15 protein-coding genes are annotated in these 21283 nt (G+C 72.6%); 1 reads left to right on the top strand and 14 read right to left on the bottom strand.

The genetic code is table 11. From position 1 onward, the window contains the following. Window positions 1-54: 54 nt before the first annotated feature. From mmsB to ppdK, 14 genes are all read right to left on the bottom strand, one after another. Window positions 55-1338: a multiple monosaccharide ABC transporter permease gene (gene mmsB, locus OUQ99_RS23400; protein ID WP_267945937.1), complete on the bottom strand. Its 1284-nt coding sequence runs from the start codon at window positions 1336-1338 to the stop codon at window positions 55-57. Further along, window positions 1335-2939, bottom strand: a complete 1605-nt coding sequence (locus OUQ99_RS23405; RefSeq protein ID WP_267945938.1) for a sugar ABC transporter ATP-binding protein — start codon at window positions 2937-2939, stop codon at window positions 1335-1337. The genes mmsB and OUQ99_RS23405 overlap by 4 nt, the downstream gene beginning before the upstream one ends. Then, window positions 2936-4027: a multiple monosaccharide ABC transporter substrate-binding protein gene (gene chvE / locus OUQ99_RS23410; protein ID WP_267945939.1), complete on the bottom strand. Its 1092-nt coding sequence runs from the start codon at window positions 4025-4027 to the stop codon at window positions 2936-2938. The genes OUQ99_RS23405 and chvE overlap by 4 nt, the downstream gene beginning before the upstream one ends. Before the next feature lie 40 nt (window positions 4028-4067). Next, window positions 4068-5591: an alpha-N-arabinofuranosidase gene (locus tag OUQ99_RS23415; RefSeq protein WP_267945940.1), complete on the bottom strand. Its 1524-nt coding sequence runs from the start codon at window positions 5589-5591 to the stop codon at window positions 4068-4070. A 22-nt stretch (window positions 5592-5613) separates the two neighbouring features. Next, window positions 5614-6546, bottom strand: coding sequence for a carbohydrate ABC transporter permease (locus OUQ99_RS23420; protein WP_267945941.1), 933 nt, complete (start codon window positions 6544-6546; stop codon window positions 5614-5616). 4 nt (window positions 6547-6550) lie between these two features. After that, a complete protein-coding gene (locus tag OUQ99_RS23425) occupies window positions 6551-7474 on the bottom strand; it encodes a carbohydrate ABC transporter permease (RefSeq protein ID WP_267945942.1) in 924 nt (307 codons plus the stop codon). 11 nt (window positions 7475-7485) lie between these two features. Further along, entirely contained in the window at window positions 7486-8829 is a 1344-nt protein-coding gene (locus OUQ99_RS23430; protein ID WP_267945943.1) for an extracellular solute-binding protein, read from the bottom strand. 83 nt (window positions 8830-8912) lie between these two features. After that, complete coding sequence (locus OUQ99_RS23435) at window positions 8913-10349, bottom strand: L-fucose/L-arabinose isomerase family protein (RefSeq protein WP_267945944.1); 1437 nt, start codon at window positions 10347-10349, stop codon at window positions 8913-8915. Window positions 10350-10358: 9 nt separating this feature from the next. After that, window positions 10359-11051, bottom strand: a complete 693-nt coding sequence (locus OUQ99_RS23440) for an L-ribulose-5-phosphate 4-epimerase (protein ID WP_267945945.1) — start codon at window positions 11049-11051, stop codon at window positions 10359-10361. After that, a complete protein-coding gene (gene araB, locus OUQ99_RS23445; protein WP_267945946.1) occupies window positions 11048-12769 on the bottom strand; it encodes a ribulokinase in 1722 nt (573 codons plus the stop codon). The genes OUQ99_RS23440 and araB overlap by 4 nt, the downstream gene beginning before the upstream one ends. Window positions 12770-12809: 40 nt before the next feature. Continuing rightward, window positions 12810-13826 carry a LacI family DNA-binding transcriptional regulator gene (locus tag OUQ99_RS23450; RefSeq protein WP_267950471.1) on the bottom strand — a complete coding sequence of 339 codons (1017 nt, stop codon included), beginning with the start codon at window positions 13824-13826 and terminating at the stop codon, window positions 12810-12812. A gap of 203 nt (window positions 13827-14029) precedes the next feature. Then, window positions 14030-15283 carry a deoxyguanosinetriphosphate triphosphohydrolase gene (locus OUQ99_RS23455; RefSeq protein WP_267945947.1) on the bottom strand — a complete coding sequence of 418 codons (1254 nt, stop codon included), beginning with the start codon at window positions 15281-15283 and terminating at the stop codon, window positions 14030-14032. A 50-nt stretch (window positions 15284-15333) separates the two neighbouring features. Then, on the bottom strand, window positions 15334-16485 hold the full coding sequence (locus OUQ99_RS23460; protein WP_267945948.1) for a YdcF family protein: 1152 nt from the start codon (window positions 16483-16485) through the stop codon (window positions 15334-15336). 441 nt (window positions 16486-16926) lie between these two features. Further along, a complete protein-coding gene (gene ppdK / locus OUQ99_RS23465) occupies window positions 16927-19623 on the bottom strand; it encodes a pyruvate, phosphate dikinase (RefSeq protein WP_267945949.1) in 2697 nt (898 codons plus the stop codon). A 553-nt stretch (window positions 19624-20176) separates the two neighbouring features. On the opposite strand from ppdK, the gene trhA reads away from it, so the two are divergent. After that, window positions 20177-20851: a PAQR family membrane homeostasis protein TrhA gene (trhA, locus tag OUQ99_RS23470; protein WP_267950472.1), complete on the top strand. Its 675-nt coding sequence runs from the start codon at window positions 20177-20179 to the stop codon at window positions 20849-20851. Window positions 20852-21283: the final 432 nt, after the last annotated feature.

Raw genomic sequence — 21283 nt, forward strand, 5'->3', positions numbered from 1 at the left:
CGGCCCGGCGGTGCGCCGTGCGGGGAAGCGGTCCGCTCCCCCGCACGGCGGTCCTCAGGGCCCCGCGCGGACACCTCCCTCCCCGGACGGGGACGGGTCGTCCGCCTTCGGGCCGGCTCCCCGGGCCGTCCCGCCCGGGGGCCTCACGTCGAGGGTGCGCCCCACGGTGACGCGGCGCTTGTTGTAGATGTCGAACGCCACCGCGAGCAGCAGCACCAGGCCCTTGATGAGCTGCTGCCAGTCCACGCCGAGACCGATCAGCGACATGCCGTTGTTGAGCACGCCCATGACCAGGGCCCCGACCACGGCCCCGACGACGGTGCCCACGCCCCCGGCGGCGGACGCCCCGCCGATGAAGGCCGCGGCGATCGCGTCCAGCTCGAACATGGTCCCCGCGCCCGGAGTGGCCGCGTTGAGCCGTCCCGTGAACACGAGGCCGGCGAGGGCGGAGAGCACGCCCATGTTGACGAACACCCAGAACGTGGTGCGGCGCGTCCTGATCCCCGACAGCGCCGCGGCCTGTTCGCTGCCCCCGACGGCGTACACGCGGCGGCCGGCGGTCGTGGACCGCATGACGAACGAGTAGCCGGCGATGAGGGCGACCAGCAGCAGCCCCACGAGGGGGAGCCCGTTGTACTGGGCCAGCACGTAGGCGAACACCATGATGACCACGGCGGTCACCGCCGAGACCAGCACCGTGACCGCTGTCGGCGCCGTGGGCAGCTCGTGCCTGAGGTCGCGCGCCCGCGAACGCCACTGGATCCACACCACGGCCGCGGCGCCGGCCGCGCCCAGCAGGAGGGTCGGCAGGTGCAGGCCCAGGACCTCGACGTCGGGCAGGAAGCCGCTCGCCATGTTCCGCAGCGAGGTGGGCAGCGGGGCGATGGACTCCCCGCCCAGCACGGCCAGGGTCGCCCCGCGGAAGACGAGCATCCCGGCGAGGGTCACGATGAACGCGGGCACGCGCACGTACGCGACCCAGAACCCCTGCCAGGCGCCGATGAGGGCGCCCAGGAGCAGTGCCGCGGGGACGACCACGACCGTGGGCAGCCCCCACGACGTGAGCATGATGGCCGAGACCGCGCCCGTGAACGCCACCACCGAGCCGACCGACAGGTCGATGTGCCCGGTGACGATGACCAGCATCATCCCGATCGCCAGGATCAGGATGTAGGAGTTCTGCATGATCAGGTTGGTGACGTTGAGCGGGGTCAGCAGCAGCCCCCCGGTGAGGATCTGGAACAGCACGATGATCGCCACCAGGGCGACGGCCATGCCGTACTGCCGCGCGTTCGCCCGTATCAGGGTCGTGGCGAGTGTCAACGGACGGGTGGTCATCGCGGGCTCCTCGGGTCGGTCCGGTCCTGGTCACCGGTCCGTGTCATGAGTCTCATGAGGGTCTCCTGGTCGGCCTCCTCGCCCGGGACCTCGCCGGTGATCCGGCCCTCGCACAGGGTGAGGATCCGGTCGCACATGCCGAGGAGCTCGGGGAGCTCCGAGGAGATGAACAGCACGCACGCGCCCTCGGCGGCGAGCCTGCGCACGATCAGGTAGATCTCGTACTTGGCCCCGACGTCGATGCCCCGGGTGGGCTCGTCGAGGATGAGCAGCTCGGGGCGCGTGAACAGCCACTTGCCGAGCACGACCTTCTGCTGGTTGCCGCCGCTGAGGGTGCGCACCGCCTGGGTGGTGCCGTGGCTGCGGACGCGCATCCGCTCGCTCATGCGCGCCGCCTCCACCGCCTCCAGCCCGGGGTCGAGGACCCCGCGGGAGGAGACCCGGTCCAGGGCCGCCATGGTGGTGTTGTGGCGGATGTCGTCGTCCAGGATGAGCCCGAGCGTCTTGCGGTCCTCGGGGACGTAGGCGACGCCGCCGCGGATCGCGGCGGCCACGGTGCCGGTGTCCAGCTCCTCCCCGTCCTTGGTCAGGCTGCCCCTGACACGGCGCCCGTAGGAGCGGCCGAACAGGTTCATGGCGAATTCGGTGCGCCCCGCGCCCATGAGCCCGGCGAGCCCGACGACCTCCCCGCGCCGCACGGTGAGGCCGACCCCGTCGACCATGAGCCGCCCCGGCTGGGTCGGGTGCGCCACCGTCCAGTCGCGGACCTCGAAGCGTGTCCCTCCGATCTCGCCGACCCGCTCGGGGTAGCGCTGGTCCAGGTCGCGGCCGACCATCCCCCGGATGATGCGGTCCTCGTCGACGGAGGGCGTCCCGTCCTCGCCCCGCTCCACGGCCAGGGTCTCCACGGCGCGGCCGTCCCTCAGGATGGTGATCTCGTCGCTGACCCGGACGACCTCGCCGAGCTTGTGCGAGATGAGGATGCAGGTCACCCCCTCGTCCCGGAGCCCGAGGAGCAGGTCCAGGAGCCGGTCGCTCTCCACCTCGGTCAGGGCGGAGGTCGGCTCGTCGAGGATGAGCAGCCGCACCCGCTTGGCGAGCGCCTTGGCGATCTCCACGAGCTGCTGCGCGCCCACGCTGAGGGCCGACACCGGCGTGGTGGGCGCCTCGTCCAGGCCGACCCGCCGCAGGAGTGCGCGCGCCTCGGCGTGGGTGGCCCCCCAGTCGACGACGCCGCGCCGGGCCCTCTCGTGGCCGAGGAAGATGTTCTCTCCGACCGACAGCTGGGGGACGAGCGCCAGCTCCTGGTGGATGATGGCGATCCCGGCGCGCTCGCTGTCGGCGACCCCCGCGAAGGCGCAGGGGTCGCCGTCGACGAGGATCTCGCCGTCGTAGGAGCCCGCCGGGTGGACCCCGCTGAGCACCTTCATCAGCGTGGACTTCCCGGCGCCGTTCTCGCCCATGAGGGCGTGGACGCTCCCGTGTCCGACGCTCAGCGACACACCGTCCAGGGCGCGCACGCCGGGGAACTCCTTGCGGATGTCGCGCATCAGCAGCAGTGGCCTGCCGGTGGGGGCCGGTCGTGTCTGCGTCTCGCTCATTCGAGGTCGGACTCCTCGTAGTAGCCGCTGCCGACCAGTTCCTCCTCGTAGTTGTCGATGTCCACCGACACCGGCTCGAGCAGGAAGGCGGGGACCACCTTGACCCCGTTGTCGTAGCTCTCGGTGTCGTTGACCTCGACGTCCTCCTCGGCGAGGAGGGACTCGACCATGTCGACCGTCTGGGCGGCCAGGGCCCGGGTGTCCTTGAAGACGGTCTGGGTCTGCTCGCCCGCGATGATCGACTTGACCGAGGACACCTCGGCGTCCTGGCCGGTGATGACGGGCAGGGGCCTGTCCCCGCTCCCGTAGCCGACCGCCCTCAGGGACTCGATCACGCCGAGGCTGATGCCGTCGAAGGGCGACAGGACGGCGTCCACCTCCTCGTCGGAGTAGTGGGCGCTGAGGAGGTTGTCCATCCGGGCCTGGGCGACGGCGCCGTCCCAGCGCTCGGTGGAGATCTGGTTCATGGAGGTCTGCCCGCTGCGGACGACCAGCGTCTCGTCGTCGATGTAGGGCTGGAGCACGGCCATCGCGCCGTCGTTGAAGAAGAAGGAGTTGTTGTCGTTGAGCGGACCGCCGAACAGCTCGATGTCGAAGGGCCCCTCCTCGTTCTCCAGGTCGAGGGCGTCGACGATGTAGTCGCCCTGGAGCTCGCCGACCCGGAGGTTGTCGAAGGTGGCGTAGTAGTCGACGTGCTCGCTGTCGAGGATGAGGCGGTCGTAGGCGATCACGGGGATGTCGTTGTCCGCCGCCATGTCGAGGACGTCGCCCAGGGCGGCGCCGTCGATCGCGGCGATCACCAGGACGTCGACGCCCCGGGTGATCATGTTCTCGATCTGGGAGATCTGGTCCTGCACCACGTCCTCGGCGAACTGGAGGTCGGTGCCGAAGCCGCGCTCCTCGAACTCCTCGACCATGTTGGCGCCGTCGGCGATCCAGCGCTCCGACGACTGGGTGGGCATGGAGATGCCGATGGTTCCGGCCTCCCCCTCTGGGCGGGCGGCGTCCCCTACGCCGCCGCAGGCGGTGAGCAGGAGCGACGCCCCTATGACTGCCAGGGCCGGGAGGGCCCTCCGGTGGTCTCGCATGTACTGGTTCCTCTTCCTTCCGGTGGGGGGTGGTCGCCGTTCAGCGGCGGCCGGTGGACAGGGTGACGACGGACCAGGAGACGGGGGGCAGCGTGAGGCCGAGCCGTCCGCCCTCCAGGCGCGCGTCCTTGTTGGGCGAGGGGGTGACCCGGTCGGGGTCGGCCATGCTGTTGGCCGCGTAGGCGTCGTCGTCGGCGAGGGTGAGCGCCGAGGTGACACCGGCCGGGGCGAGTCCGCGCAGGTCGGCGTCGAGGGCGACCGGCTGGTCGACGGAGCGGTTGACGACGAACAGCGCGGCGGCGCCGGTCGCCTCGTCGTGGGTGACGGCGGCGTCGACCACGGGCACCCCGCCGTACCTGGCGGTGTCCTGGAGGGGCGCGGCGACCTCTGCGCGCAGTACCCGGCCGGAGGCGGACGCGGCGGTGAGCGCGAACGGGTGGAAGATGGTCTGCCGCCATGCCGGTCCGCCCGGCTCCGTCATGATCGGGGCGATGACGTTGGCGAGCTGCGCCTGGCTGGCGGCGGTGACGCGGTCGCTGTGCCGGAGGAGGCTGATGAGCATGTTGCCGACCACGACGGCGTCGGCGACGTTGTACCGGTCCTCGATGACGCGGGGGGCGGTCCTCCAGTCGTCGGCGGGCTGGACCTCGGCCAGCGCCCGGTGGCGGCTCAGGTACCAGACGTTCCACTCGTCGAAGGAGAGCTGGATGCGCTTCGTGTCGCGCAGCCTGGCCCCGACGGCGTCGGCGGTGGAGGCGACCGAGTCGATGAAGTGGTCCATGTCGGCGACCGAGCCCAGGAAGCTGGCCAGGTCGCCGTCGTGCTCCTCGTAGTAGGCGTGCAGGGAGATGTGGTCGACGGCGTCGTAGGCCTCCTCCAGAACGGTGGCCTCCCACGCCCCGAAGGTCGCCATGCCCGAACCTGAGCTGCCGCACACGACGAGTTCGAGGTCGCGGTCCGCCATTTTCATGGCGCGGGCGACCTGCGCGGCCTTGCGCCCGTAGGAGCGGGCGTCCAGGTGGCCGATCTGCCAGGGCCCGTCCATCTCGTTGCCCAGGCACCACATGCGGATGTCGTGGGGGTCGGGGTGTCCGTGCTCGGCCCGCAGGTCGGACAGGTGTGTGCCGCCGGGGTGGTTGGCGTACTCCAGCAGGTCCAGGGCCTCCTGGAGCCCCCGGGAGCCGAGGTTGACCGCCATCATGGGTTCGATGCCGAGCCGTCCGCACCACGTCGCGAACTCGTTCAGCCCGAACTGGTTGGTCTCCAGGCTGTGCCAGGCGAGGTCGCGGCGGACGGGTCTGCGGTCCTTGGGGCCGACGCCGTCCTCCCACCGGTAGCCGGAGACGAAGTTGCCGCCGGGGTAGCGCACGGTGGTGACGCCCAGCTCGCGGACGAGGTCGGCGACGTCGCCGCGGAAGCCGTCCGCGTCGGCCGTGGGGTGGCCGGGTTCGTAGAGGCCGGTGTAGACGCAGCGGCCCATGTGCTCGACGAACGAGCCGAAGGTCCGTCGGTGGACCGGGGCGACGGTCTGGGCGGGGTCGGCGGTCAGGGAGGCGTGGAGCATGGGCTTCCTTCGGAGTGGGGGGTCATCCCTTGATCCCGGCGCCGGCGACGCCGGTGACGATGTTCTTCTGGAAGAGCAGGAACACGAGGAGGAGTGGAACCGCTCCCAGGACGGCCGAGGCCATGACCTGGGCGTACTGCACCCCGTACTGCCCGGCGACGGTGCCGAGCCCCACGGGGAGCGTCATCATCTCCGGGTCGGTCGTCACGATGAACGGCCACAGGAAGTTGTTCCAGGCGCCGATGAAGGTGAAGATGCCGACCGCGGTGAGGACCGGTCGGGACAGGGGCAGGACGACGCTCCACAGGATGCGCGCCGGACCGGCCCCGTCCATCCGCGCCGCGTCCTCGTACTCGCGGGGGACGGCGTCGAAGAACCGCTTGAGGATGAACACGAACACCGGCGCGACCACCTGCGGCAGGGCGACGCCCCAGTAGGTGTCCACCAGGCCGAGCTGGGTCATCAGGACGAACTGCGGCACGATCAGGGTCTGCGGCGGGATGAGGATGCCCCCGATGACCAGTGCGAACAGCCACCCCCGGCCCCGGAAGTCGAACCGGCTGAACCCGTAGGCGGCCAGCACGCACAGGACCAGGGTGAGCACCGTGACGATCACGGTGGTCACGGTGGAGTTGACGGCCCAGCGGACGAGGTCGCCCCGGGCCAGCACCAGCCGGTAGGCCTCCAGCGTGGGCTCGGCGATCGACCAGGTGACCGGCAGGAGCGTCGTCTCCCCCTCGGGCTTGAGCGAGGTGTCGATCGCCCACAGCAGCGGGAGGAGCCAGGCGAGCGCCGCCAGTGCGGCGACCGTGTACAGGGCGGCGGAGCCCACGGTGACGCGGGGGAGCCGCCTGCGGGGGGCGGGGCCGCGGGTGCTCGGCCGTCCGGCGGGGGGCCGGGTCGCCAGGGGCCGGGCTGCGGAGGGCGGGACTGCGGGGGGTCGGGCTGCGGCCATGGCGTCAGGCCTCCTTCCGGGAGAAGAGGCGGAACTGGGCGACGGAGGCCGCGATGACGATGACCATGAAGACGTAGGCCATCGACGAGGCCAGGCCGATGCGGAGCCCGACGAACCCGGAGTCGTAGATGTACTGGATGGCGGTGCGGGTGGCGAAGTTCGGGCCGCCCGACGTCATCAGGTAGATCTGCTCGAACACGCGGAGCGACCCGATCAGCTGGAGGACCGCGATCAGTGCGGTGGTGCGCGCCAGCAGCGGGAGCGTGATGCGGCCGATCCGCTGCCAGGCCCCGGCCCCGTCGATGGCCGCCGCCTCGTAGACGTCACCGGGGATCGACTGCATGGCGGCCAGGTAGAGCAGGTAGTTGAACCCGACCTGCCACCAGGCGGTGGCGACGACCACGGAGACCATCGCGGTGCCCTCGCCGAAGAGCCACTCGGGGCCCTCCACGCCGATCCGGCCCAGCATGCCGTTGAACAGGCCGAGGCTGGGGTTGTACATCCAGCCCCAGATGAGCGTCATGACCGCGACCGGGAGCACGAACGGGGCGAAGAAGCCGAACCTCAGGAACCAGCCCAGTTTGCGGGCGTGGTCGGTCAGCAGGGCCAGGGCGAGGGCGAGAGCCACCATCAGCGGCACGCTGAGCACGGTGAAGACCAGCGTGTTCCACAGCGACTCCCACATCGCGGGGTCGGTGAGGCTCTCGGCCCAGTTCTCCAGGCCGACGAAGGAGGTCGGCCCGCCGGCCAGGCTGCGGTCGGTGAAGGTGTAGCCGAACCCGACGATCGCGGGCCAGAGCAGGAACACCAGGTAGAAGGCGAGGAAGGGCAGTACGAACCAGAGCCCGGTCCGGGCGGCGGGTCGGCGCCGCACGTCGGGGAGGTCCGTCCGGCCGTCCGGCGGGGCCGCCGGGGCACGAGTGGTCACGGGGTTCCTCCCTACACCGGTGAGGGGACGGCGATCAGGGTGCGGATGGCCCCCTTGAGCTGGTCCAGGGCCTGTTCGGGGGTCTGGGTGCCCTGGTGGAGGGTGGTCAGCGGGCCGGTGGCCTCCTCCTGGAGGCGCCCGGCCGAACCGCTGAACCAGGCCTGCGGCTCGAACTGGACGTTCTCGGCGGCCTCGGCGTACTCCGACTGCGGGTGCAGGGCGTCGTAATCGTCGCTCTCCACCACCGGCAGGTAGGCGGGGATGTGTCCTCCGGCCGCCCAGGTGATGCTGTGGCGCAGCATCCAGGCGGCGTACCCGACGGCGGCGCGGGTGCGCTCGGGGTCCCTGTCGCGCTGGTGGGGGAACACGTAGCAGTGCGAGTCGCCGCGGGTGCGGTTGTTGCCGAACACCGCCGGGAACTGGGTCGCGGTGAACTCCGTGCCCGCGGCCTCCAGGGTGGGGATCTCCCAGTTGCCGTGGATCATCAGCCCGGCCTGGCCGTTGGCGAGATTGGCCGCCGTGTCGGCGAGCATGGAGTGCCTCGGCGACAGCCCCTCCTCGGAGAGCCGGTACATGACCTCCATGGCGGCCAGCGCCTTGTCGTCGTCCAGCTCGAAGTCGTCCTCGCCGATGACGAGGTCGCCGTCCTGCTGGCGGTAGAGCGCCCAGAAGTTGGGCCAGGGGGCCCAGGTGTCGACGGACAGGCCGTACTCCCCGGTCGCGCCCTGGATCTCGCGGAGCAGGTCGAGGTAGCCGTCCAGCCCGGAGACCTCGACGAGCCGGTCGTCGGCGTCGAGCACGCCCGCCCTGCGGCACACGTCGAGGTTGACGAACTGGATGAGCACGTGGGTGTCGATGGGGATCGCGTACAGCTCCCCGTCGAAGAAGCACTTCTCCCAGATCCGCGGGAGCACCACCGTGTCGTCGATCCCCGCCTCCGCGAGCATCACGGGGTCGATCGGGTCGAGGAGCCGCCCGGGCGCCAGGCTCTCCAGCCGGGACACGTGCACGGTGGCGATGTCCGCGCCGCGCCCGCCCGCGGCGCCCATCGCGACCTTGGTGTAGAAGGGGGAGCCCCACGTGAAGGTGGTGGCCCGGAAGTCGACGTCGGGATGCTCGCGTACGTAGGCGTCGTGCATCTCGATCATCCGCATGCCGTCCCCGCCCGCGAACAGGTTCCACTGGCGCAGGCGGGTCCTGCCGGAGAGCAGGGCCGGGGAGGGGCCGCACCCGGCGGCGGCCAGGCCCGCGGCGGCGAGGGCTCCGGCGGCGAAGGCCCGGCGGCCGGGGCCGCGCGGGGCCGGGTGTTCGGGGGGAACGGGGGGTTCGGGGGATTCGGGGGGTCGGACGCGCATGGTGTTCTCCTTGCGCCGGGGGGTGGGGAGGGCCCGGCGGGCCCTCCCCGGGAAGCGGGCGCCTCGGCGCCGCGGGTTCCGGGTCAGACCCGGACGTACTCGATGCCGGCGAGCGAGCAGAGGACCTTCCAGTCCTCGGCCCTCGCGCCGGTGTTCATGACCATGTGGTGGGTGCCGCCGGACCTGAGCCAGGCGTCCATGCACGACCGCACGCCCGTCTCCGGGCGGAACTGTCCGTAGGGCATCTCCAGCGACGGCAGCCCGGGCGCGTCGATCACCTCGCCCTCCGCGACCACCAGGCGGAAGTCCTCGCCTCCGAGGAAGACCAGGGAGGCGAGGGTCGCGGGGCCCGGCCGGTAGCGGAAGACGATGGTCGGCGGGTCGTCGAGGCCGCCGATCCCCAGGGGGCGCTTGATCAGTCGGACGGGCTCGTCCTCGCGCGCGATCCGCCAGTTCCCCTCGCCCATGTGGCTCATGAGGACGGAGTCGCTGGGGAAGTCCATGGCGTACATCTCGGTGAAGTGGCCGTCCCCCGCGAGCTGGTGCCCGGCGTAGACGATCGAGGCGGCCAGCACGTCGCCCTCGCCGGCGAACCCGTACCCCTTGGCCATCAGGGTGGAGGCCGCGGCCATCGGCAGCCGCGCGAAACGGCCGTCCTCGCCGATGGCGTCGAAGTGGGTGGAGTAGGCGCCGGCGCCCCGCTCCTCCAGCAGCCTCTCGATGCCCAGCTGCATGCGGGCGTGGTCCTCGCGCTCCTCCTTCGAGAGGCGCCCGTCCACCTCGAAGGCCCCGTCCTCCCAGGCCATGAGGTCCGCGACCTCCTCCCCCGGAATCTCGGCCATCGTCCGGTGGAGGGAGCCCGGCGCGATGACCTCGACCTCCGGCCCGAGCTTGCGCAGCAGCGAGCTCTCGTCCACCCGGGCGTCGCCCATGCCGTTCATGGGATAGCCGAACACGCCGACCCGGAGGCCCCGCAGCGCCGTGACCGCGCGGGCCGCCCTGGCCCAGCGGTCGATCCTCCCGGCGAACTCGGGGCTCTGCCACTCGCCGGTGACGACCTCGAAGGGGAGCCCCGCGCGCACCATCGCGTTGGCGGTGTCCTGGGCGCCGTGGATGCCCTGGTTGTAGGTCATGTCGTCCATGTCCCAGGACGGGGAGACCGCGGGATCGGGCTGGATGTTGGCCAGGGCGATCGGCAGCCGGGCCCCGCCGAACATGCGGGTGACGCGGAGGGAGGGCCCGTAGGTGAGCATGACCACGAGGACCCCGTCGAGGTCCGCGTCCTCGAACGCGCGCATCGCGCGCTCCGCGTCCGCGCGTCCGCGCACCGGAGGGGCCACGGTCCACTCGGCGACGCCGGAGAGCTTCTCGGCGACCCGGCCCGCGTAGGCGGCCTGGTGCTCGGTGATGCCGGGGATCATGTCGTCGTAGAGGGGCTGCATGATGCCGAGGAGGCCGATACGGGGCGCACGGGTCCCGACGGGCGCGTGGGCGGCGGCCGGGGGCGTGGGAAGGGGCACGATCGTTCCTTACTGGCCGTAGACGTTCTGGTACCGGTCGTGGAGCGCGTCGATGTGCTCCTGGGGCAGGCGTTCGAGGGGGCCGCCCTGGCGGGCGATGTGGACGGTGCGCGCGACGTCCTCGCACATCACCGCGGCCTTGACCGCGGCGCGGGCGGAGGCGCCGACCGTGAACACGCCGTGGCCGCGCATGAGGACGGCCGGGGAGCGGTGGCCCCGGAGGGTGGCGACCACCGCCCTGCCGATCTCGTCGCCGCCGATGAGGGCGAACGGTCCCACGGGGATGTCGCCGCCGAACTCGTCGGCCATCGCCGTGATGACGCACGGGATGGGCTCCCCCCGTGCGGCCCAGGCCGTCGCGTACGCGCTGTGGGTGTGCGCGACCCCGCCGACGTCGGGGCGCGCGCGGTAGACGTGGGCGTGGGAGGCGGTGTCGCTGGACGGGGACCGGCCCCCCTCGACCACCCGGCCGTCCAGGTCGCAGACGACCATGTCGGCGGGGGCCAGGTCGTCGTAGGAGACCCCGCTGGGCTTGATCACCATGAGGTCGGCGCCGGGGACGCGGGCGGAGACGTTGCCGCTGGTCCAGGTGACCAGTTTCCAGCGGGGCAGTTCGGCGTGCAGCGCGCACAGGTGCTCGCGCAGGCGCTCCACCTCCGCCCGGTGCTCGTCGGGGACGGTGCGGGCCGTGTCGGCGGTCATCGTGTTCCCTCCTCGGTGCCGTTCCCCGCGGTGGCCAGGGTGGCGTTGCGGATGGCCCGGAGGCGGCGCAGGCTCTGGCTGCCGCCCCGGCCGAAGTGGTCGTGGAGCTCGGTGTAGACCTCGAAGAGGTCGTCGTAGGCCGCCGCCCTGGCGGGATCGGGGTCGACGGTCTTCTCCCGGACCCGGCCCATGGCGGCCGACGCCGCGTGGATGTCGGGGTGGGCGCCGGCCGCGACGGCCGCGTGGATGGCGGACCCCACGGCGCAGCTGTACTCGGAGGCGACCAGCCTGATCGGGCGGTCGAGCACGTCGGCGTAGACCTGGAGCACGAACGGGTTGCGGACCATGCCGCCGCCCACCGTGAAGTCCTCGACCGGGACCCCGGCGGCCTCGAAGGCCCCGATGATCGTGCGCGTGCCGAAGGCCGTGGCCTCGACCAGGGCCCGGTAGACCTCCTCCGGCCTGGTGGCCAGGGTCATCCCGACGAGCACGCCGGACAGGTCGTGGTCGACCAGGACCGAGCGGTTGCCGCTGTGCCAGTCCAGGGCGACGAGGCCGTGGCCCCCGACAGGCGCCCCCGAGGCCCGCTCGGAGAGCAGGTCGTGGACGGAGAGGCCGCGTTCGCGGGCCTCCTCGTGGTAGGCGGGCGGCACGTGGGAGTCGGCGAACCAGGCGAAGATGTCGCCGACACCGCTCTGGCCCGCCTCGTAGCCCCAGGCGCCGGGGGTGATGCCGCCGAGCGCCAGCCCGCACATGCCGGGGACCTCGGCGAGGACGTCGGAGTTCATGACGTGGCAGGTGCTGGTGCCCATGATGGCGAGCATCCGGCCGTTGCCGGTCGTCCGGGCCGTGGCAGCGGTGACGTGCGCGTCGATGTTGCCGACCGCGACGGGCAGCCCCTCGGGCAGGCCCGTCCAGGCCGCGGCCCGGGCGGTGAGGCCGCCCGCGCGCTCGCCCAGCTGGGAGAGGGGGTGGGCGAGCTTGTCCCGGACGAAGCCGGCGAAGCGCGGGTCGAGGGCGGCCAGGAACTCCGCGGAGGGCCAGGCGCCGTCCTGGTGGATGCCCTTGTACCCGGCGGTGGCGACGTTGCGGGTCTCGCGTCCGCACAGTTCCCAGACGATCCAGTCGGCGGCCTCGATCCAGCGGTCGGCGCGCGCGTACGCCTCGGGGTCCTCCCGCAGGACCTGGAGCGCCTTGGCGAACTGCCACTCCGAGGAGATCCGGCCGCCGTAGCGGGCCAGCCACGTCTCCCCCCGCTTCTCGGCGAGGGCGTTGATCTCGTCCGCCTCCGGCTGGGCGGCGTGGTGGCGCCACAGCTTGGGCCACGCGTGCGGGCGCCCGGCGAGGTCGGGGAGCTCGCACAGCGGGGTCCCGTCCGCGGTCACGGGCAGGACCGTGCAGGAGGTGAAGTCGGTGCCGATGCCGACCACCTGCCCGGGGTCGGCGCCGGAGGCCCGCAGCGCCTCCGGCACGGCCGTGCGCAGGACCTCGCGGTAGTCCTCGGGGCACTGGAGCGCGGTCTCGGGGGCCAGCGGCCCGGAGGAGGCGGGCAGGTGCTCCGTGATGACGCCGTGCCGGTAGGTGTGGGCGGCGGAGCCGAGTTCGGCCCCGTCGGCCACCCGGACGACGACGGCCCGGCCGGAGAGGGTCCCGAAGTCGACGCCGATGACGACCGCGTCGGGGGACGGCTTGTTGTTAGCGTTAACATTCTCGCGCACAGGGGGTTCCTTCCGTGGAGGAGGCGCGTGGGACGGGCGGTCAGGGGGGAGGCGGCCCGCTGCTGCCCCGCTGCCTCAGTTCCGCCGGGACCACGCGTCTCCCGGCCCCGGCGGGGTCGGCCGAGCCGGTGCGGCCCGCCCCGATCTCGCCGAGGAGCAGCGCCAGGCTCTCCCGGCCGACCTGGGCGAAGTCCTGGTACACGGTGGACAGGGACGGCGTGAGGTACTCCGCCTCGGGGATGTCGTCGAAGCCGACGACGCTGACGTCGCCCGGCACACCCAGCCCCGCCTCGTGCAGGGCGCGCAGGACCCCTATGGCCATCTGGTCGTTGCCCACGAAGATCGCGGTCACCCGCTCCCCCGCGGCCCTGCGCCCCACCAGGGCTCGGCCGAGGTCGTAGCCGGACCGGGGGCTCCAGTCGCCCTGGAGCGGTTCCGGGACCGGCGCGCCCGCCTCCTCCAGGGCCCGGCGCCATCCGAACGCGCGGGCCTCGGACTCCAGCCAGAGCGGGTCCCCCTCGATGTGGTGGACCGTGTGGTGGCCGAGCGCCAGGAGGTGGCGGACGGCCTCCTCGGCCCCCTGGACCTGGTCGACGCAGACGACCGGGAGGCCGGAGCCCTCGCCGCCCTCGACGGCGACCAGCGGCAGGGGCCCGGGCAGCGAGGCGAGGGCGTCGACCAGGCCCCTCTGCGGGGCGATGGCGATGCAGCCCTCGACGGACTGCTGGATCAGGAAGTCGGCCGCGGCGACGACGCCGGCCGGCGACACGTCGTCGAGGCTGACCATGCTCAGGAAGTAGCCGGCCTCGCGCGCGGCCCGCTCGATCCCCGCCAGGGTCTGCGCCGGGCCGAAGAGGGTGGTGTCGAAGGCGAGGACGCCGAGCACGTTGGTGCGGCGGGTGACCAGGGCCCGCGCCGTGGAGTTGCGGTGGTAGCCGAGTTCGTCGATCGCCCTCTGCACCCGCAGGACGGTCTCCTGGCGGACGTTGGGGTGGCCGTTGATGACGCGGGACACCGTCTGGTGGGAGACACCGGCCAGTCTGGCGACGTCCGCCATGACGGGGGTGCGGCCACCGGGGGGGTTCACCTGAACGACACCTCCGGGAATCTCAGGGGAAATGTGACGCGGACAACATTGTTAGCGTTAACATACGAGGCGTCAACCCCCCTGCCCGACCGAATCGTCGGCGAGGCCCCCGTCGGGAGCCCGCAGGCCCTTCCGCCCCGGAGGCTCCCCGGCCCTCCGGGACCCCTCTCCCTTCAGCCCACCAGACGGGCGTGCAGCGCCGTCGCGGAGGTGTCGGTGAGAGAGGCGACCTGGTCGACGACCACGCGCAGCGCGGCCGCGTCGCCGGACGCCTCGGTGAAGGCCGCGCGGAACTGCGGGTCGAGGCCGTCGGGGGCGCTCTTCCGGAGTGCGCCGACGAGCTCGGTGATGAGGCGGCGCTCCTCCGCCTGGTAGGCGATGGCCTCGACGCGGGACATCACGAAGTGGGCGGCGACCGCCTTGAGCAGCGCGCACTCCAGGAGGGCCCGGCGGGGCACGACCAGGTCGGCGCCGTAGCGCGTGAGCCGCCCCTGGCCGTGGGCGGCGCGGGTGGCGTGCTCGGCCGCCCGGCAGAAGCGGCCGATGAGTTCGCTGGTGAGGTTCTTGAGGGCGGCGAGCGAGGCGAGATCCCCGGTGAACTCGCTCGGCCACACGGGCGCCGCGAGGAGTTCGGCGAACACGTGGTGCAGCTCGGCGGGGTCGGCGTCGCAGTAGTAGGCCGCGGCGAGCCGGACGACCTCGGCGCGCTCGTCGGTGCCGCGCAGGGCGGCCATGTCGACGAGTCCGGCGTGCAGGGCGTCCTCGACGTCGTGGACGGAGTAGGCCACGTCGTCGGCCCAGTCCATGACCTGCGCCTCGAAGCAGGTGCGGCCGGGGGGCGCCCCCCGGCGCAGCCAGGCGAAGGTCTCCGTGTCGTCGGGGTAGCAGTTGAACTTGTGGGTGTCGGGCCCCTCGCCCCGGAACCACGGGTACTTGACGGTGGCGTCCAGGGTGGCGCGGGTGAGGTTGAGCCCCGCGCTGAGCCCGTCGGGGTCGATGATCTTGCCCTCCAGCCGGATGAGCAGGCGCAGGCTCTGGGCGTTGCCCTCGAACCCGCCGCAGGCGGCGGCGGCCTCGTCCAGGGCCCGTTCGCCGTTGTGCCCGAACGGGGGGTGCCCGAGGTCGTGGGAGAGGCAGGCCGCCTCGACCAGGTCCGGGTCGCAGCCCAGTGCCTGGCCGAGTTCGCGGCCGATCTGCGCGCACTCCAGCGAGTGGGTGAGGCGGGTGCGCGGGAAGTCGCTCACCCCCGGCTGGACCACCTGGGTCTTGGCGGCCAGGCGCCGCAGGGCGGCGCTGTGCAGCACCCTGGCCCGGTCGCGCTCGAAAGGACCGCGGGCCCGGTTCTTCCGGTTCTCGCGCGCCTTGCGCTCGGTGTCCGCCGACGTGTAGCCGTCGGCTCCGCTCTCGCCTCGGGGGTGGTTCGTCATCGTGTGCGACCCTACTTCCCAGCAGGGACCAAACACGCCTTCCGCGCTGGTCAGGCAGCGTTGACGCGGATGTCGCTGCTGTCGTTGAAGATCCAGTAGTACCAGAGCGAGGCGGTTTCCCTGGTGATGTACCAGAGCTGGGTGCGCCGCTCGATGACGGCCGGCCCGGAGCGCGAGGGCGACGTGCCCGCCTCGATCCCGAAGTCGGCGGCCATCCGCTTGGAGCGCAGGCTGTGCCAGGGGTCGGAGACCAGGACCGCCGTCTCCCAGGCACGGTCCTCGAACACCAGGGAGACGGCGCCGATGCTCTGGAGGGTGTCCCTGCCCTCCTCCACGGCGATGATCTGGTCGGCGGGGATGCCGACCTCGACCAGCCAGTTCTTGCCCGCGGCCGCCTCGGTGAAGTTGTCGCCCGGCTGCTTGCCCCCGACGGTGACGATGACGGGGGCGACGCCCTCCAGGTAGAGGACCTGGGCGTGCCTCAGCCGGGCCTCGAACACGGGCGAGGGGACGCCGTTGTACTGGCTGGCCCCGAGGACGACGATGGCGTCGGAGGCGACGCGGTCGTCCTGGCGGGCCGTGTGCCAGACCCAGCCCCAGGTGCCCGGCGGGATGGCCAGCGCCACGAGCAGCAGGAGCGTGACGATCCAGCGCAGGCGGACGGGACGCCGCTTGCGGCGGCGCGGCCGGGCAGCGGGGCGCGCGGGGCGTCCGCCCCGGGGAGGGAGAGGGGGCTCCTCGTCGAAGGGCCCGTCGGGCCCTTCGACGGACGGTTCGGCGGCGGGGGCGCTCCGGCCGGGGCCCCGGGGCCGCGGCCGGTCCCTGACGAAGCGCCGGGTGAAGGCCGCCCCGGCGGGAGCGTCCTCCGCCGGGGCGCCGTGGAGGTCGTCGGAGGCGGGGTCGGGCCGGTCGAACGCACGGGTGCCCCCGTCGTCGGGCGCGCCCCCGGGGTCGGAGGGCCCGGGGCGGGCGAACTCGCGGGTGGCGGGGTCGCCGGACGCGGCGGGCCCCGCCCTGGTGAACTCGCGGGTGGCCTCGCCGTCCGCACCTCCGACGCCGTCCCCGGCCGCCTCCGCCGGAGGGGCGGGGACAGCGGTGAAGTCGTCACGGGAGAAGACCCTGGTCGACTCGTCGTCTGAGGAGGGGGCCGTGACCGGCTCCTCCCACGGCTCGTCGCCGCGGCCGTCGTTCGCCGTTCGCACCGGCTCACCTCCGCACAACTTCTCTGAACAGGGATCCTGCTACCCGCTGGGACGGCCCGTACCGGCCGGTGGTTCGCGGCGGCACGGGGTCGGGCGAGCGGGAGCGGGGGTGGTGTCGGCGCGTCCCGCCTCCGCGTGTGGGGGGAGGCCGGGAGCGGCGGCCTTACCGGCGGCCAGAATACATCACGAAGAGGTCACAGCGGGCGTCTCGGGACCCCACCGTCGGCAGGGTCGAGTCTAGGGCGTTCTCTGCGGCCGGCGGCCCTCCGGGGAGGGTGGTCCCCGGTCGGTTCCCGAGTCGGCGCCGGACGGTCGTCCTGCCGACGCCGGGTCGTCGCCGGGGAACCCTTCCGGCCAGGGCGCGGCGCCGGCCGCTTCCCGGCCCCCGCGGGGGGGGGAGGGGGTGCCCTACCCCCGCGGAACCGCGTCCGGCCCGGGGCCTCAGCCCGCGGTGCGCCCGGCCGCGCGGCCCGCCTCCAGGCGGGCGACGGGGACCCGGAACGGGGAGCAGGAGACGTAGTCCAGGCCCACACGGTGGAAGAAGTGCACCGAGGCGGGGTCCCCGCCGTGCTCGCCGCACACGCCGAGCTTGATGCCGGGCCGCGCCGCGCGGCCCTCCTCCACCGCGATGCGGATCAGGCGGCCGACGCCGTCCACGTCCAGGGACTCGAACGGCGAGACCCCGAACACGCCCTTCTCCAGGTAGGCGGAGAAGAACGAGGCCTCGACGTCGTCGCGGGAGAAGCCCCACACGGTCTGGGTGAGGTCGTTGGTCCCGAAGGAGAAGAACTCGGCGTTCTCCGCGATCTCACCGGCGGTCAGCGCCGCGCGCGGCAGCTCGATCATCGTGCCGACCGGGAAGTCGAGCTCGACCCCGTGCTCCCGCTCCACCTCCCGCAGCACCCTCAGCGCGTCCTCGCGGATGATCTCCAGCTCCTGCACGGTGCCGACCAGCGGAATCATGATCTCGGGCCGGGGGCGGCCCCCCGCGGCCATCCGGTCGACGGCGGCCTGGGCGATGGCACGCACCTGCATGGAGAACAGCCCGGGGACGACCAGGCCGAGGCGCACGCCGCGCAGGCCCAGCATCGGGTTCTGCTCGTGCAGCCTGTGCACCGCCTGGAGCACCCGCAGGTCGTTCTCGTGGCTCTCCCCGCGTGCCTCGGCGACGGCCACGCGCACCGACAGCTCGGTGATGTCCGGGAGGAACTCGTGCAGCGGCGGGTCCAGCAGGCGGACCGTCACGGGCAGCCCGTCCATGGCCTCCAGGATCCCGGCGAAGTCCTCGCGCTGGAGGGGCAGCAGCTCCGCGAGCGCGTCGCGCTGCTCGTCCTCGGTGTCGGCGAGGATGAGCCGCTCCACCAGCTGGCGGCGGTCGCCGAGGAACATGTGCTCGGTGCGGCACAGGCCGATGCCCTGGGCGCCCATGCGGCGCGCGCGGGCGGCGTCCTCGGCGGTGTCGGCGTTGGCGCGCACCCGCATGCGGCGGGCCGCGTCGACGTAGTGCATGAGCCGGTCGACGGAGCGCACGAGGTCGTCGGCCTGGTCGGAGGCCGGGTCGATCTCGCCCTCGAAGTAGCGCACGACGGGCGAGTCCACGACGGGCACCTCGCCGAGGTACACCTCGCCGCTGGTGCCGTCGATGGAGATGACGTCGCCCTCCTCGACCACCTCGCCGCCGGGGGCGGTCAGCCGCCGGTTCTTGGTGTCCACGTCGATCTCCTCGGCGCCGCAGACACAGGTCTTGCCCATGCCCCGGGCGACGACGGCCGCGTGGGAGGTCTTGCCGCCGCGGCTGGTGAGGATGCCCTCGGCGGCGATCATGCCCTCCAGGTCGTCGGGGTTGGTCTCCCTGCGGCAGAGGATGACCTTCTCACCGCTGCGCGACCACTTGACGGCGGTGTAGGAGTCGAAGACCGCCTTGCCCACGGCGGCGCCGGGAGAGGCGTTCATGCCGTGGCCGATGCGGCGGACGCCGGCCCCGGCCACGGCCGCCTCGTCGAAGCGGGGGAACATCAGCTGGGCGAGCTGGTCGCCGGTGACGCGCTGGACGGCCTCGTCCAGGGTGATCATGCCCTGGTCGACGAGCTGGTCGGCGATGCGGAAGGCGGCCGCGGCGGTGCGCTTGCCCACCCGGGTCTGGAGCATCCAGAGCTTGCCGCGCTCGATCGTGAACTCGATGTCGCACAGGTCTCGGTAGTGGTTCTCCAGGGTGTCCATGATGCCCATCAGCTCCGCGTGGCTCCGGACGTCGATCTTCTCCAGGTCGGCGAGGGGCACGGTGTTGCGGATGCCGGCCACCACGTCCTCCCCCTGGGCGTTCTGGAGGTAGTCGCCGTAGACGCCCGGCTGGCCGGAGGCGGGGTCGCGGGTGAACGCGACGCCGGTACCCGAGTCCATGCCGAGGTTGCCGAAGACCATGGCGCAGACGTTGACGGCGGTGCCGAGGTCGGCGGGGATGCGCTCCTGCCGGCGGTAGAGGGCCGCCCGGGGGGCGTTCCAGGAGTCGAAGACCGCCTTGACGGCGAGGGCCATCTGCTCCCGGGGGTCGGAGGGGAACGGCCGCCCGGTCCGCTCCAGGACGATGTCCTGGAAGCGCCCGACGAGCTCGCGGAAGTCGGCGGCGTCGAGGTCCAGGTCGTCGGTGGTGCCCTTGGCGGCCTTGACCTCCTCGACGGCCTCCTCGAAGAGGTCGCCCTCGATGTCCTGAACGGTCCTGCCGAACATCTGGACGAGGCGGCGGTAGGAGTCCCACGCGAAACGCTCGTCCCCGCTCCGGGCGGCGAGGCCGACGACGGACTCGTCGTTGAGGCCGATGTTGAGGACCGTCTCCATCATGCCGGGCATGGAGAACCTCGCGCCCGAGCGCACGCTCACCAGGAGCGGGTCGTCGGCCTGGCCGAGGCGGCGCCCCATCGTCCTCTCCAGCTCGGCGAGGTTGGCCTCGACCTCGGCGTCCAGGCCCTCGGGGACGCTGCCGCGCGAGAGGTAGTGGCGGCACGCCTCCGTGGTGATCGTGAACCCGGGGGGCACGGGGAGTCCGAGGTTGGTCATCTCGGCGAGGTTGGCCCCCTTGCCGCCGAGGAGATCCTTCAGGTCCTTGTTGCCCTCGGTGAACGTGTAGACGTACTTGGCCACGGGGGTCTCCCTCGATTCTCGACGGCTCCGCGGTGGATCGGCGCCTGTGCCCGGATGGGCGCGACTCTATCCACACTGCGCATCATCACCCCTTCATGAACCACCATTTGACAGCATTCCAGCAGGTCAAGGACATTAGAGAGGTCTATACCAATGGTTCAGCCCAGGAATGCCGACCCCGACCCCCCGACCAGGGAACGCACACCCCGACAGCCACGGACCCCCTGGTCACAGCCCCGCGCTCGCACGGCGAGGCGCTCCCCTCCCGCCCCTGCCGCCCCGGGGGCACACCCGACCAATCCCGCGCCACACCTTCCACCGGAGGCCGCTGTGCCACGCGACACAGGCTTACCGGCAAGTAACCTACGCCTCCGTAAGTTAGGCTGGGCAAGAGGCCCGCAGCGGCGCGGACCGCGGGACGGAGGGGAACAACGTGTCGGAGGAACGGACGCGGAGCAACGGCAGGGGCGGCGCGGGGGCCGGGGACGACGGGCCCGGCGGACACGGCACCGGAGCCGCGAAGGGCGGCGGGGAGCCCCAGGGCGACGCGTCCATGCCGGAGAGGGCCGTCAGCGCGGCCGGAGACTTCCTGGAGGCGGTCAAGCCCAGACTCCGGGGCTGGCTCCACCTGGGGACGGCGCCGCTCGCCCTCGCCGCGGGCATCGTCCTGGTCGCGCTCTCCCCCACCGTGCCGGCCCTGCTCGCCAGCGCCGTGTACGCGCTCAGCTCGGTGCTGCTGTTCAGCACCTCGGCCGTCTACCACGTGGGCCGGTGGTCGCCCCGCGCACAGAAGGTGCTGCGGCGCCTGGACCACTCGAACATCTACCTGATCATCGCGGGCACGTACACGCCGTTCATCGTGCTCGTCCTCGACGGCACCCTGCGCACGGCGATGCTGGCGCTGGTCTGGGGCGGGGCCATCGCCGGGGTCGGCTTCAAACTCCTGTGGCTCAACGCCCCGCGCTGGCTGTCCACGGCCCTGTACCTGGCCATCGGCTGGGTGGCGGTGCTGTTCATCCCCGACCTGGTCCACGGGACCCATCCGGCGACGTGGATCCTCATCCTCGTCGGCGGGGTCCTGTACAGCGTCGGCGCGGTCGTCTACGGGCTCAAGCGGCCCAACCCGGCGCCGCGCTGGTTCGGCTTCCACGAGATCTTCCACTCGCTGACCATCGCGGCGTTCGTCTGCCACTACATCGCGGTGTCCTTCGTCGTCTACACGACCTGAGGCCCGGCCCCGGGGGCGACAGGACCGCCGCAGCGGTCCGGACCGGTGGAGGGGGTTCCGGCCTCCTCGGCCCGTGGGAGCGTCGGTCGGACCATATCCACGTCACGATTCGCTCACGCGGTAGGACAAGCAGGATGAAATGCGCCTTTATCTCCGGCGGCCTGGCGCTACGTTGAGAACCGGTTCCCCCGGCCGTGTGCGGCCGGAGGAACCGACGAGACGGCCGGAGACCACATCCCCCCGGGTCCGGCCGTCTCACCGCACTCCCCCGCTCGTAGGAGCACTGCGCCCGCTCCCCCCGTGGGGGGAGCGGGCGCAGTGCTCTCACGTGCTCGCGGGCTCGCAACGGGGCTCGGCGCGCACAGGGGCGGGCCCTTCGTCGTCGCCCCCGCCTGCCGCTCGTACCTCGCTCGCGGCTCGGCTCCTCCTTCA

This window comes from Streptomonospora nanhaiensis, assembly GCF_026642255.1.
In the GTDB taxonomy this organism is placed as follows: domain Bacteria; phylum Actinomycetota; class Actinomycetes; order Streptosporangiales; family Streptosporangiaceae; genus Nocardiopsis; species Nocardiopsis tropica.